The organism is Frateuria flava, from assembly GCF_017837635.1.
Lineage (GTDB): Bacteria > Pseudomonadota > Gammaproteobacteria > Xanthomonadales > Rhodanobacteraceae > Frateuria_A > Frateuria_A flava.
In genome coordinates, this window is sequence record NZ_JAGJRS010000006.1 from 17,770 (window position 1) to 32,460 (window position 14,691).

Genomic DNA, 14,691 nt, shown 5'->3' on the forward strand with positions numbered 1-14,691 from the left:
TCTTCAGGAAAAACGGAATGGATATCTCAAGCGTGCTGGCAAAGTTGAGCGAGGCGGGCATCCGTCTGGCTTCCAGGGAGGGCCAATTACAGGTCAGTGCGCCCAAAGGAGCCATGACGGCTGCGTTGCATACGTTGCTGTCGTCGCACAAGGCGCAGCTGCTGGATCTGCTGGAAGGTCAGGCGCGCGCCCGTGCGCAGACGCTTGAATCGGTGCCGCGCGAGGGCCGGCTGCCACTGTCGCTGGCGCAACGCCGGCTGTGGTTCCTGGAGCAACTGGACGGCCCGAACACGGTCTATAACAAACTGGTGCCGCTGGTGCTGGAAGGCGAGCTGGACGAGACCGCACTGCGCGAAGCGCTGGCGGCGATCGTGGCGCGGCACGAGGCGCTGCGTGGCCGATTCGCGGTCGAGCGCGGCCAGCCCTACGTGGAGGTGGCCGACACGCTGGAGGTGCCCCTGCAGCGCCGCGACGTGGCGGAGTCGCAATTGCCCGAGGCGCTGGCGACAGAGTCCGCCCAACCGTTCTCGCTGGATGCCTGGCCGCTGTTGCGGGTGTCCTTGTGGCGTGTTGCCGAGCGGCGGCAGGTGCTGGTGCTGTCGATCCATCACGCGGTTTCCGATGGCTGGTCGATGGGCGTGCTGGTGCGCGAGTTCTGTGCGCTTTACGCAGGCTACCGTTCGGGGCGGCCCGCGCCGTTGCCGCCATTGCGCGTGCAGTACGTGGACTATGCGGCATGGCAGCGCCGCTGGATCGAGGGTGAGGAGTTCGCGCGCCACCTGGGCTATTGGCGCGAGCGCCTGCACGAGGCGCCACCGCTGCTGGAATTGCCCACCGACCGGCCGCGCCCGCCGATGCAGGGCGTGACAGGCGACACGCTCGTCTTCGATCTGCCCGGCGCACTGGTGTCGGCGCTCAAGTCGCTGGCGCGCGAGCGTAACGTGTCGCTGTACATGCTGACGCTGGCGGTGTTCAAGGTACTGCTTGCGCGCTACACAGGCCAATCGGATGTCGTGGTGGGCACGCCGGTGGCCAATCGCGAGCATGCGGAGCTCGAGGGCGTCATCGGCTTCTTCGCCAACACATTGGTATTGCGTGACACGGTCGATGCGGGCGAACCGTTCACGGCCTTCCTGGAGCGCCTGAAAGGCGACACGCTGGAAGCCTTTGCGCACCAGTCGGTGTCCTTCGAGCAACTGGTCGAGGAACTGCAGCCGGCACGCAGCATGGCCTATGCGCCCCTGGTGCAGGTGTCGTTCGCGCTGCAGAACGCACCGATCGGGACGGTGCAGCTGCCGGGGCTCGAAGCGCGCTTGCTGGATGCGCCGACGCAAACGGCTAAGTACGACCTGACGCTGGAGCTGGAGGAGTCGGCGACGGGCCTGAAGGGCCGCCTGGAGTACCGCAGCGAGTTGTTCGATCGCCCGACCATGGAACGGCTGCGTGACCATTATCTGACCTTGGCGCAGGCCGTGGTGGCGACCCCGGCGACGCGCGTGGGCCGCTTGCCGATGCTGTCCGGCAACGAGCGGATGCACCTGGTCCAGGCGTGGAACGCGACGACGACCGCCCCGGCCGGCACCGGCTGGGTGCACACACGGATCGCCGCCCAGGCTCGCCGGACACCGGATGCCCCGGCGCTGGTGTTCGAAGGGCAGGTGATGGACTACGGCAGCCTGGAGGCGGCCTCCAACCGGTTGGCCCATTACCTGCGCAGCCAAGGGGTCGGCCCGGAGACGATCGTCGCGGTCTCGCAGGAGCGCTCGTTCGAGCTGGTGATCAGCCTGCTGGCGGTGATGAAGGCCGGCGGTGCCTACCTGCCCGTGGCACCGGACTACCCGCCCGAGCGGCTTGGCTACCTGCTCGAGGACGCGCGTCCACTGCTGATGCTCACCACCGGGGCGATCGCTGCGAACCTGCCGTCCGATGTGCTCCCCGTGGTGTGCGTGGACCGCGACCACGCGCAATGGGCCTCGCTGCCGGCCACCGATCCGGCAGTGGCGCTGGCGCACGATCACCTGATCTACGTCTTCTACACCTCCGGTTCCACCGGCAAGCCCAAGGGAACGATGAATACCCATGGCGCCGTGTGCAACCGGCTCGTGTGGATGCAGAAGGAGGTACCGGTCGCGCCGGGCGAGCGCGTGCTGGCCAAGACGCCGTTCAATTTCGATATCTCCGTGTGCGAGATGTTCTGGCCCCTGATGGCAGGCGCGACGCTGGTGATCGCGCAGCCTGAGGGCCACCGCGACCCGGCCTACCTGCGCCGGCTTATCGCGGAGCAGGGCGTGACCACCGCCCACTTCGTCCCGTCCATGCTGCAGGTGTTTCTCAACGAGCCCGGCCTGGACACGCTCGGCCTGCGACGCACCGTGTCCGGCGGCGAGGCGCTTCCGCAAGCGTTGGCGCAGCGCCTGTTCGAGGCCATGCCGCAGGTGCAGGTGATCCACAACCTTTACGGCCCTACTGAGGCCGCGATCGAAGTCAGCGCATGGCGCTGCACGCGCCAGACCGTGGAAAGCGGCGTGCTGATCGGGCATCCGATCGACAACCTGCGCCTGCACGTGCTCGATCCGCAGATGCAGCCGGTGCCGCTCGGCGTAGCTGGCGAGCTGTTCATCGGCGGCATGGGCCTGGCGCGCGGTTACCTGGGTCGACCCGGCCTGACGGCGGAGAAGTTCGTGCCCGACCCGTTCAGTGGCGATGGTGGCCGCCTGTACGCCACGGGTGACAGCGTCCGGCGCCGCGCGGATGGCCAGATCGAATATCTGCAGCGGCTCGATTTCCAGGTGAAGATCCGCGGCTTCCGCATCGAGCTGGGCGAGATCGAAGCGGCCTTGCGTGAGCAGCCGGGCGTACGCGAAGCGGTCGTGCTGGCGCCAGCCGATGCGGCGGGCGAGAAGCGCCTGGTGGCCTACGTGACTGGCGCACAGGCTCCGCCGGAAGATGCGTTGCGTGCGGCGCTTTCCACGCGCCTGCCCGACTATATGGTGCCGACGCGGCTGGTGCGGCTGGAGGCGCTGCCGTTGTCGTCCAACGGCAAGCTCGATCGCAAGGCGCTGCCGGCGGTGGACCTGGCCGAAGCCAGCGAGATGGCCTACCAGGCGCCGCGCAACGATACCGAGGCGCGGCTGGCATCGATCTGGGCGGAAGTGCTGCGGCGTGAGGCACCGATCGGCATCGGCGATGATTTTTTCCGCATCGGCGGGCACTCGCTGCTGGCCACCCAGGTAATGTCGCGGATCCGCGAATGGCTGGGCGTGGAACTGCCGGTGAGGCAGCTGTTCGATACGCCAACCATTGCGGGGCTGGCCGGGGCCGTGGCTGCCGCGGGCGCGACGACAGGCCCGTCACTGCAGCGCGTCGCCGATCGCGAGGTCATGCCGCTGTCGTTTGCGCAGCAGCGGTTGTGGTTTCTCTACCAGCTTGAGGGCCCGAGTGCGGCCTACAACATGCCGGTTGCGATCGACTTGCATGGGCACCTCGACATCGGTGCATTGCGCGCGGCGCTGCAGGACATCGTCGACCGCCACGAGGCGTTGCGCACGGCATTCATCGAGCGCGACGGCATCGGTTTCCAGCAGATCGCACCGGTGCTTCATCTGGACATACCACTGCTGGAGGTCGGTCGCGATGCCCTGCAGGGGCATATCGACCAGGACGCAAGCATGCCGTTCGACCTCCCCGCGGCGCCGCTCTTCCGGGCACGCATCCTGCGCCTGGGGCCGGAGGAGCACGTGCTGCTGGTCAACATGCACCACATCGTCTCGGACGGCTATTCGCTAGGCGTGCTGGTCGACGAGCTGGGGCGCGGCTACCGGGCGCGGCTGGGCGGCACGGCCGCTGCCCTGCCGGCGCTGCCGGTGCAGTACGCCGACTTTGCCCACTGGCAACGCGAACGCCTGCAGGGCGAGGCGCTGCAGGCGGAGGTGGAGCACTGGAAGGGCGTGCTCCAGGGCGCGCCGACCCTGCTGCCGCTGCCGACCGACCGCGTGCGCCCGCCGGTGCAGAGCTACCGCGGCGCGGTGCACAGCAGATGGTTGCCGCGCGCGCTGTGCGATCGCCTGCATGCACTGGGCCAGTCGCAGGGAGCGACGCTGTACATGGTCCTGCTGGCGGCGTTCGACGTGTTGCTGGCGCGTTACGCGAACATCGAGGACATCGCTGTCGGCAGCTCCATTGCCAACCGCAACCGGCCTGAGCTGGAAGGGTTGATCGGTTTCTTCGTCAACACCCTGGTCGTGCGAACCCGGGTGGACGAGGCGGCGCCATTCACGGCGCTGCTGGAGCAGGTGCGCGATACGGTGCTGACGGCCTATGCGCACCAGGATCTTCCGTTCGAGCACCTGGTCGAGGCCCTGCAGCCGGTGCGCAGCATGAGCCAGTCGCCCTGGTTCCAGGTGATGCTGGTGCTGCAGAACACGCCGATGGCAGCACTGGAGCTTCCCGGGCTGGAGCTGTCCATTCGCGACCCGCAGATCAAGGTCGCCAAATACGACCTCAGCCTTTATCTGACCGAAACCGAGCGGGGGCTACGGGCCGACCTGGAGTACGCCACGGACCTGTTTGACGAGTCGAGCATGGCGCGACTGCTGGACCACTACCAGACGTTGCTGGAGGCGGTCGTGGCCACGCCGGAGCGGGCGGTGGGCCAGTTGTCGATGGTGGCGCCGGCCGAGCACGAGCGGCTGATGACGTGGGCCACCCCACCCGGGGCGACCGAATCGGACGCGGCTTGCGTGCACCGCCTGTTCGAAGCGTGTGCATTGCGCACGCCGGCGGCAGTCGCCGTGCGCGATGGGGACGCCTGCCTGACTTATGCCGAGCTCGACGCGGCCGCGAACCGGTTGGCGCACGCGCTGATCGCCCACGGCGTGACGCCGGAGGTGCCGGTCGGCCTGTTGCTTGAGCGCTCGCTGGGCATGGCGGTGGGGTTCCTCGGCATCCTCAAGGCCGGTGGAGCGTACGTACCGTTGAACCCCGAGCTGCCCGACGGGCGCCTCGAGGCCATGCTGGAAGACATTCGACCCCGGGTGCTGGTGAGCACGCCGGCGCTGGCGCCGAGGCTGAAGGACCCGGGCGCGATGGTGCTGGATCTGGGTGAGGTGATGACCGCCGCCGCGTGGCCGACGACCACCCCGGCGGCGAGTGGCCAGGTGCGGCCGGAACAGTTGGCGTATGTGATCTTCACCTCCGGCTCCACCGGCCGGCCCAAGGGCGTGTTGGTGCAGCACGGCTCGATCGGTTCCAACTACCGCGCCTGGGCGCAGGTGTACCGCCTGGAACGGGATGTGCGCCGGCACCTGCAGATGGCCGGGTTCGGCTTTGACGTGTGCATCGGCGACATGGTGCGCGCGCTGTGCTCGGGTGGCGAACTGACGATCTGCCCCAAGGCGACGCTGCTTGATGCTTCGGCGCTGACGGCGCTGATCCGGGCGCGCGCCATCGATTACGCCGAATTCGTGCCTATCGTGTTGCGCCACGTGGCCTCTCACCTGCGCGAGCAGGGAGAGCGCCTTGCAGGGCTGAAGATACTGGTGACCGGTTCGGACGTGCTTTATGCCGAAGACCTCGAGCTCGTCCATCAGGTCACCGAGCCGGCTACCGCGGTGTTCAACTCCTACGGCCTGACCGAGGCCGCCGTGGACAGCACGTGCTTCCTCACCGATCCGGCTCAGTCGCTGTCCGGAGGTTCGGTCCCGGTCGGCGCGCCGCTGCCGGGCGTATGGGCTTATGTTCTGGACGATCGCCTGCAGCTTTGCCCGCAGGGTGTGCCGGGTGAGTTGTACGTGGGTGGCCCGACGCTGGCGCGCGGTTACCTGGGTGACCCGGCGCGTACGGCCGGACGCTTCGTGCCCAATCCCTTCGGCGTGGGTGGCCGGCTCTACCGCAGCGGTGATCTGGCGCGCTGGCGCAGCGACGGTCAGCTGGAACTGCTGGGGCGCAGCGATTACCAAGTGAAGATCCGCGGTTTCCGCATCGAACTGGGAGAAATCGAGCAGGTGCTGCGCGGACTCCCTGGCGTGGAGGACACCGTGGTGTTGGCCTGGTCGCGGCCCGGTGGTCCGCAACTGGTGGCTTATGTCGTCGCCGGCGAGCAGGCGGGCGTGGACAGCGTCCGCCTGAGACGGCAACTACAAGGCTTGCTTCCCGATTACATGGTTCCGGCGGCTTGCGTGGTGCTCGATGCGTTGCCGCAGTCGAGCAACGGCAAGATCGACCGCAAGGCGTTGCCTGTGCCCGACTTTGCCGATGCGGCCACGCAGGTGCCGCCGCGCACGCCACAGGAAGCGCGGCTGTGCGCGATCTGGGCGCAGGTGCTTGGCCTGGACACCGTGGGCATCCACGACAACTTTTTTGCAATGGGCGGCCATTCGCTGCTCGCCACCCAGGTGATGTCGCGCCTGCGCCAGCCGGGAGGCCAGTCGCCGCCGGTACGCTGGTTGTTCGAGGCACCGACGGTGGCCGAGCTGGCACTGCGCCTGGGCGAAGCCGAGCGGGCCGCAACTTCGCCGGCGCTGCAACCATGCCCACGCGAGGGCAATCTGCCGCTGTCGTTCGCGCAGCGGCGCCTGTGGTTCATCGACCAGTTGGAGGGCGCCAATGCGGCCTACAACATCCCGGCCGCATTGCGCTTGCGCGGCCGGCTGAACCTGGCGGCACTGCGCACGGGCATCCAGGCGGTGGTCGATCGCCATGAGACGTTGCGTACGACCTTCGCGATCATCGAAGGCGAGCCGGTACAGCGTATTGCCTCCGTATTGCCGATGGACGTGCCGGTGCGGACGTGCGCACCTTCGCAGGTGATGTCGCAGGCGCAGATCTTCGCCCAGCGGCCGTTCGACCTCGCGCGCGGTCCCCTGCTGCGCGCCGAGCTGCTGCAAGTAGGCGTGGACGAGCACGTGCTCCTGACCAACATGCACCACATCATCTCCGATGGTTGGTCCATCGGCGTGCTGGTGAGCGAGTTCGTGGCGCACTACACGGCCTCCGTGCAAGGCACTTCGGTGACGTTGGCGCCGCTGCCGATCCAGTACGCCGACTTCGCGCAATGGCAGCGCCAGTGGCTGCAGGGCAGCCTGTTGCAGCGCCAGCAGTCGTACTGGCGCGAGCAACTCGGCGGGCTGCCGCCTTTGCTGACGTTGCCGACCGATCGTCCGCGACCGCCGGTGCAGGGCATGGCCGGGGCCAGCCACGCATTCACCTTGTCGCCGCGGTTGGCCGGTGCACTGCGTCAGCTGGGCCAGGCGCGCGGCGCCACGTTGTTCATGACGCTGCTCGCAGCGTTCAAGGTGGTGCTGGCGCGTTATGCCAACCAGGACGACATCGCGGTGGGCACGCCCATCGCCAACCGCACGCGGCCGGAACTGGAAGGACTGATCGGCTTCTTCGTCAACACGTTGGTGCTGCGCAGCCAGATCGCACCGGAACAGAGCTTCGAGCAATTGCTCGACGCGGTGCGCTCGACTGCGCTGGCCGCGTACGAGCACCAGGATCTGCCGTTCGAGCAATTGGTCGAGTTCCTCAAGCCCGAGCGCAGCCTCAGTCACTCGCCGTTGTTCCAGGTGATGTTCGTACTGCAGAACAACGCGCGCCGCGATGTTTCCCTGCCGGGGCTGGAAGCGACGTTGGTCGAGCCGGAGGAGCGCGTGACGCCTTTCGACCTGACCCTGGAGATGGACGAGGGCGAGGACGGCACCATCGGCGCGCGGCTGGCCTACCGCACCGACCTGTTCGACGCAGCCACCATCGCCCGGCTGGCGGGGCATTACCGGACCCTGCTCGAAGCGGTGGTCGCGGCGCCGCGGGCGCGCCTGTCGGCGCTGGAGATGGTGCCGCCCGATGAACGCGCGCGGCTGCGCGAGCTCTGCGGCGAACGCGCCGCGATCGCCACGGATCGTTGCCTGCCCCAGCTATTCGAAGAGCGCGCCGCCGCCACACCGGACGCACCGGCGCTGCGCTATGAGGAGCGGACGCTCAGCTACGGCGAGTTGAACCGGCGCGCCAACCGGCTGGCCCACCATCTGCGTGCGCACGGGGTAGGGCCCGAGCGGATCGTGGCGGTCTGCCTGGAGCGCTCGATCGAACTGGTGGTGGGACTGCTGGCCGTGCTCAAGGCCGGCGGCGCCTACCTGCCGATCGACCCGGCCTGTCCGCCGGAGCGCCTGGCCTACATGCTGGAGGACGCCCGGCCGGTGGCGGTGCTGACCCAGCAGAGCGTGCGCGAGCACATTCCGCCGGGGGACTTCGCGCTGGTTTTGCTGGACGAGGACGAGGCGGCCCTGGCCGCGCAGCCGGCGGACAATCCCGCGCCGCGGAATCAGCCGGACCAGCTGGCCTACATCATCTACACCTCTGGTTCGACCGGACGCCCGAAGGGCGTGCAGGTGGAGCATCGCCAGGTCGTGCGCCTGTTCGAGGCCTCGCGTGGCTGGTTCGACTTCGGCCCGGACGAGGTGTGGACGTTGTTCCATTCCTGCGCGTTCGACTTCTCGGTCTGGGAGATGTGGGGCGCGCTGCTGCACGGTGGTTGCCTGGTGGTGGTGCCTTACTGGGTCAGCCGCTCGCCGGAGGACTACCACGCGCTGCTGTTGCGCGAGCGGGTGACCTTCCTCAACCAGACGCCGACGGCGTTCCGCAGCCTGCTGCGGGTGGATGCGCAGTCGCCGCAGCGGTTGTCGGTGCGGCAGGTGGCGCTGGGCGGCGAAGCGCTGGATCCGGCCAGCCTGCGGCCGTGGTTCGCACGCTATGGCGACCACTCGCGCGTGGTGAACATGTACGGTCCTACCGAGGGGGCGGTCGTGTCGACCTGCCATCGCATCGTGGAAGCCCAACTCGCACAGGACCGCGGTAGCGTGATCGGCCGGCCGCTGGCGGACCTGTCCGTCAGGGTGGTCGACGCCCATGGCCACGATGCGCCGTTGGGCCTGCCTGGCGAGCTGTGGGTCGGCGGCCCGTCGCTGGCGCGCGGCTATCTCGCCCGCCCGCGACTGACTGCCGAGCTGTTCGTGCCGAACGATGGCGGCAGCCGCTGGTACCGCACCGGTGACCTGGTGCGACGGCTGCACGACGGCGGGATCGAGTACCTGGGCCGAATCGACGACCAGGTAAAGATTCGCGGCTTTCGCATCGAACTGGGCGAGATCGAGTCTGCATTGGGCGACCTGCCAGGCGTGCACGAAGCCAGCGTGCAGGCGATTCCGGTGGCGGGCGAACCGCGGCTGGTGGCCTACGTGGCGGCCGAGCCATCGATCGACGACGGCGCGTTGCGCACCGGCCTGCGCAGCCGGCTTCCGGAGTACATGGTGCCGGCCCATTTCGTGCGCATGGATGCCTTGCCGACGACGGCCAACGGCAAGCTCGATCGGCGCGCGCTTCCGCCGGTGGATCCGGCGGCCGGGCGGGGCGCGCGCTACGTGGAACCGTGCACTGCGGTGGAGCGGACGCTCGCCGGGATATGGGCACAGGTGCTCGGCCGCGAGGCACCGATCGGCGTGCATGACAGCTTCTTCGACCTGGGTGGGCACTCGCTGATGGCCACCCAGCTCATCACCCGTGTCGGCAGCCAGTGGGGCATCGACCTGCCGGTTCGACGCATGTTCGAAATGCCGACCATCCATGAGATGGCCGCCTACATCGAGACCGTCCTTTCGCTGGAGACCAGCGGACCGACCGACACCTTGCCGCAAGACCACGAGGAAATCGAAGTATGAGCACCCTGGCGCTTATCGCTGGCCTGCGGGCCAGGCAGGTCAAACTGCACCTGGAGAATGGACGGCTGAAGGTCAGTGCGCCCAAGGGTGCGCTGACGCCCGAACTGGTCGAGCAGATCCGCTCGGAGCGCGACGCGATCACCGCGCTCCTGATGGAGGCGCGCGGCGGCAACCGCCCACCAATTCCCCGCCGTGACGTGATTTCTCCGACGCCGGCGTCGTTCGCGCAGCAACGTCTGTGGTTCATCGACCAGCTCGATGGCGCGACGGCGACCTACAACATGCCCGCCGCCTTGCGCCTCAGGGGCACGCTGGACATCGCCGCGCTGCGCGCGAGCATCCAGTCCATCGTCGACCGCCACGAAACGCTGCGCACCACATTCAGCTCCGCCGACGGCGAGCCGCTGCAGGTGATCGTGCCGCACCTGGCCATCGATGTGCCGCTGGTGGAGTGCAGCGAATCCGATGTAATGGATCGGGTCATGGCGTTTTCCGGCGAGCCCTTCGACCTCGCCAAAGGCCCGCTGCTGCGGGCACAGGTGCTGTGCCTCGGGCCGCAGGAACACATCCTGCTGACCAACATGCACCACATCATTTCCGATGGGTGGTCGATCGGCGTGCTGGTGGGTGAATTTGTGGCCCAGTACGAGGCTCGCATCCGTGGGGTTCAACCGATGCTGCCGCCACTGCCGATCCAGTACGCAGACTTTGCGTTGTGGCAACGCAAGACCCTGCAGGGCGAGGTTCTGCAACGCCAGCAGGACTACTGGCGCGACCAGCTGGCGGACCTGCCGCCGCTGCTCACGCTGCCGACCGACCGGCCGCGGCCGCCCGTCCAGGGCTTCGCCGGTGCCAGCCATACCTTCGTGCTGCCGGCGACGCTGTGTCGTTCGTTGAAGGAGCTGAGCCAGGCGCACGGCGCGACGTTGTTCATGGCGCTGCTGGCGGCGTTCAAGGTGCTGCTTGCGCGCTACTCCGGGCAGTCGGACATCGCCGTGGGCACGCCCATCGCCAATCGCACGCGACCGGAGCTGGAGGGGCTGATCGGTTTCTTCGTCAACACGCTGGTGTTGCGCAGCCAGGTGCACGCCGGCCAGACCTTCGAGCAGTTGCTGCAGGACGTGCGCACCACGGCACTGGCTGCCTACGAGCACCAGGACCTGCCGTTCGAGCAACTGGTGGAGTTCGTCAATCCACAGCGCAGCATGAGCCACTCGCCGCTGTTCCAGGTGATGTTTTCGCTGCAGAACACGCCCAACCCGGGCGGTGAGCTTCCCGGCCTGACGCTGACGCCGCTGGAGGGCGAGGCGACAGTGGCCAAGTTCGACCTGCAGCTGGACATGGAGGAGCGCGACGGACGGCTTGAGGGCCGTTTGTATTACCGCACCGACCTGTTCGACATAGCCACCATCGAAAGCATGGCCAACCATTACAGCGAGCTGCTGCGTGCGATAGCGGCGTCCCCCGGTGTGCCGGTATCGGCCCTTTCGATGATCTCGGCAGGCGAGCGCGCCGAACTCCTGCGCAGCCTGGACGAAGAGGCGCCGGCGTTTGCGGCCGACCGTTGCCTGCATGAAATCTTCAGCCAACGTGCCGCCGAGCGTCCGGACGCCGTGGCAGTGCGTTGCGAAGGCCGAAGCCTGAGCTATGCCGAACTGGAGCAGCAGGCTAACCGCCTGGCCCGGCACCTGCGCGCGCAGGGCGTGGGTCCCGATGCCATCGTAGGCCTGTGCCTGGAACGGTCGGAGGCGATGATCGTCGGCCTGCTGGCCGTGCTGAAGGCGGGCGGCGCGTACCTGCCGATCGATCCGGCGTGCCCGCGTGATCGCTTCGAATACATTCTCAGCGATGCCGCGCCGGCCATCGTGCTGACCCAGCAGAGTGTGCGTGAGCGCATCCCGTCCGGCGCGTTCGAGTTGCTGACGCTGGACCAGGACAATCCGCCGTGGGCCGCATTGCCGGCGGACGCGCCGCAGGCTTCCGCGGCCCCGAACCAGCTGGCCTACGTCATCTACACCTCCGGTTCCACCGGCCGCCCCAAGGGGGTGATGGTCGAGCACCGCCAGGTCGCGCGGCTTTTCACTGCCACCGACGCCTGGTTCGGCTTCAACGCCGACGACGTGTGGACGCTGTTCCACTCCTACGCTTTCGACTTTTCCGTGTGGGAATTGTGGGGCGCGCTGCTGTATGGCGGCTGTCTGGTGGTGGTGCCCTATTGGGTCAGCCGGTCCCCGGAGGATTTCCACGCGCTGCTGTGCGACGAGAAGGTCACCGTGCTGAACCAGACGCCGTCGGCGTTCCGCGCACTGATGAAAGCGGACGCGTCCTCGTCGCGCGCCAACACATTGCGCTGCATTGTTTTTGGCGGTGAAGCACTGGATCTGGCCAGCTTGCGCCCATGGTTCGAACGGCACGGGGCCAGGTCCCCGCGTCTGATCAACATGTACGGCATTACCGAAACCACCGTGCACGTCACCTATCGTCCGATCACGCACGCCGATGTGCAGGCCAACCGCGGCTCGGTCATCGGCGAGCCGATACCGGACCTGCGGATCCACTTGCTGGACAGCCACGGTCAGCTTGCGCCGGTTGGCGTGCCGGGCGAGATGTACGTCGGTGGCGCGGGCGTTGCGCGGGGCTACCTGAATCAGCCCGAGCTTACGGCACAGCGTTTCGTGGATGAGGGCGGAACGCTGCTGGGAACGAATGCCCGGCTGCGGCTCTACCGCACGGGTGACCTCGCCCGGCGCCTGCCCGATGGCGACCTGGAATACCTGGGCCGGATCGATGCGCAGGTGAAGATCCGCGGCTTCCGGATCGAGCTGGGCGAGATCGAGTCGGCGCTCACCGACCTGCCGGGTGTCAAGGAATCGGTAGTGATCACCGTGGAAGATGCCGACGGTGACAAGCGCCTGGCCGCCTACGTGGTCGGGCAGGGCATCGACCTCGACCAGGTCCGCCGGCAACTGGGCGAGCGCCTGCCCGAGTACATGGTGCCGTCGTATTTCATGCAGCTCGACGCCATGCCGCTGACCATCAACGGCAAGCTGGACCGCCGCGCGTTGCCCGAGGTGGATATGGCCGGACAGAGCCGCGTGCCCTATGCGCCGCCGGAGACCGACATCCAGCTCCGGCTGGTCGACATCTGGAGCGAGGTGCTCAAGCGAGAGGTGCCGATTGGCATCCACGATGGCTTCTTCGAGATCGGCGGCCATTCGCTGCTGGCCACCCAACTGGTCACGCGCGTGCGCCAGCAGTGGGGTATCGATCTGCCGCTGCGTCGCATGTTCGAAACGCCCACCATCCATGAGATGGCCTCCTACATCGAGATGACGCTCGGCCTGCTCGCCGACAGCCAGCTGGATCCCGCCGATCAGGAAGACCACGAGGAAATCGAAGTATGAGCGTAGTCGCCCTGGTTGCCGGCTTGCGGGAGCGGGGTGTCAGGCTCCACCTTGACCAGGGGCGTCTGAAGGTCGGCGCCCCCAAAGGCGTGCTGACCGACGAGTTGCTGGCGCAGATCCGCGGCCACCGTGATGCGATCACTGCGTTGCTGCAGGAGGCACGCGACAGCGATCGGGCGGCGATCCCGGTGCGGCAGGTCCGGTCGCCGTGCGTGCTTTCCCACGCGCAGCGAAGACTGTGGTTCATCGACCAGCTCGAAGGCGCCAATGCGGTCTACAGCATTCCCGCCGCGTTGCGACTGCGCGGGCCACTGGAGGTGGCCGCGCTACATGCCGCCATCCAGGACATCGTCGATCGCCACGAGACGCTGCGCACGACGTTCCGGGTCGTGTCCGGCGAGCCGATGCAGGTGATTGCCGAACGCCAGTCCATCGACCTGCCGGTGGACGATGCCCTGGAGACTGAGCTCGCCGGTCGACTGGAAGCCTTCGCCGGCGATCCGTTCGACCTTGCAGCGGGTCCGCTGCTGAGAGTGCGGCTGCTGAGGCTGGCCGCCGATGAGCACGTGTTGCTGACCAACATGCACCACATCATCTCGGATGGCTGGTCCATCAATGTGATGACGGCCGAGCTTGCCCATTTTTATCGTGCACGGACAGGTGGGAGGCACGATTCGCTACCGCCGTTGCCGATCCAGTACGGCGACTTCGCCCAGTGGCAGCATGAAAATGCATCATTGCCGCGCCAGCTCGCCTATTGGTGCGAGCAACTGGCCGACCTGCCGCCGTTGCTGGCGCTGCCGACCGATCGTCCGCGCCCGCCGGTGCAGGGCGCGGACGGGGCAAGCCACGACTTCCTCCTGCCACCGCGCCTTGCCGAAGCGTTGCGCAGCCTTGGCCAGGCGCGTGGCGCCACCCTGTTCATGACGCTGCTGGCGGCGTTCAAGGTCGTACTGGCGCGTTATGCCAACCAGGACGACATCGCGGTGGGCACGCCGATCGCCAACCGCACGCGGCCTGAGCTGGAAGGGTTGATCGGCTTTTTCGTCAATACGCTGGTGCTGCGCAGCCGGGTCGCGCCCGAACAGACCTTCGAGCAATTGCTCGATGCGGTGCGCTCGACCGCGCTGGCCGCGTACGAACACCAGGATCTTCCGTTCGAACAGCTCGTGGAGGCGCTCAATCCGGCGCGCAGCCCCAGCCAGACGCCGCTGTTTCAGGTGATGTTCGCCCTGCAGAACGAATCGGCCGGTGAAGAGGAGTCATTGGCCGGGCTGGAGTTGAGCCTGGTCGGTGACGTGTCATCGTTCGCCAAGTTCGACTTGCAGTTGCATCTTCAGGACTCGGCCGCCGGCATCGGTGGCCGCCTGGTGTATCGCACCGACCTGTTCGACGCAGCCACCGTCGCCCGGCTGGCGGGGCATTACCGGACCCTGCTCGAAGCGGTGGTCGCGGCGCCGCAGGCGCGCCTGTCGGCGTTGGAGATGGTGCCGCCCGATGAACGCGTGCGGCTGCGCGAGCTCTGCGGCGAACGCGCCGCGATCGCCACGGATCGTTGCCTGCCCCAGCTATTC

The 14,691-nt window shown here is 67.6% G+C and carries 3 protein-coding genes; all 3 read left to right on the forward strand.

What is annotated here, in order from left to right:
• Nucleotides 1–17 precede the first annotated feature (17 nt).
• A complete protein-coding gene (locus J7I44_RS02645; RefSeq protein WP_209615275.1) occupies nt 18–9,713 on the forward strand; it encodes a non-ribosomal peptide synthetase in 9,696 nt (3,231 codons plus the stop codon).
• Nucleotides 9,710–13,117 carry a non-ribosomal peptide synthetase gene (locus J7I44_RS02650; RefSeq protein WP_209615278.1) on the forward strand — a complete coding sequence of 1,136 codons (3,408 nt, stop codon included), beginning with the start codon at nt 9,710–9,712 and terminating at the stop codon, nt 13,115–13,117. The genes J7I44_RS02645 and J7I44_RS02650 overlap by 4 nt, the downstream gene beginning before the upstream one ends.
• The coding region (locus tag J7I44_RS02655; protein WP_245187880.1) for a condensation domain-containing protein at nt 13,114–14,691 on the forward strand (1,578 nt) is incomplete at its 3' end. The genes J7I44_RS02650 and J7I44_RS02655, both read left to right, overlap by 4 nt.

Excerpts from the sequence above, each read along its gene's own strand:
- J7I44_RS02650 (WP_209615278.1), top strand. The coding sequence starts at position 9,710 with ATGAGCACCCTGGCGCTTATCGCTGGCCTGCGGGCCAGGCAGGTCAAA.
- J7I44_RS02645 (WP_209615275.1), top strand. The coding sequence starts at position 18 with ATGGATATCTCAAGCGTGCTGGCAAAGTTGAGCGAGGCGGGCATCCGT.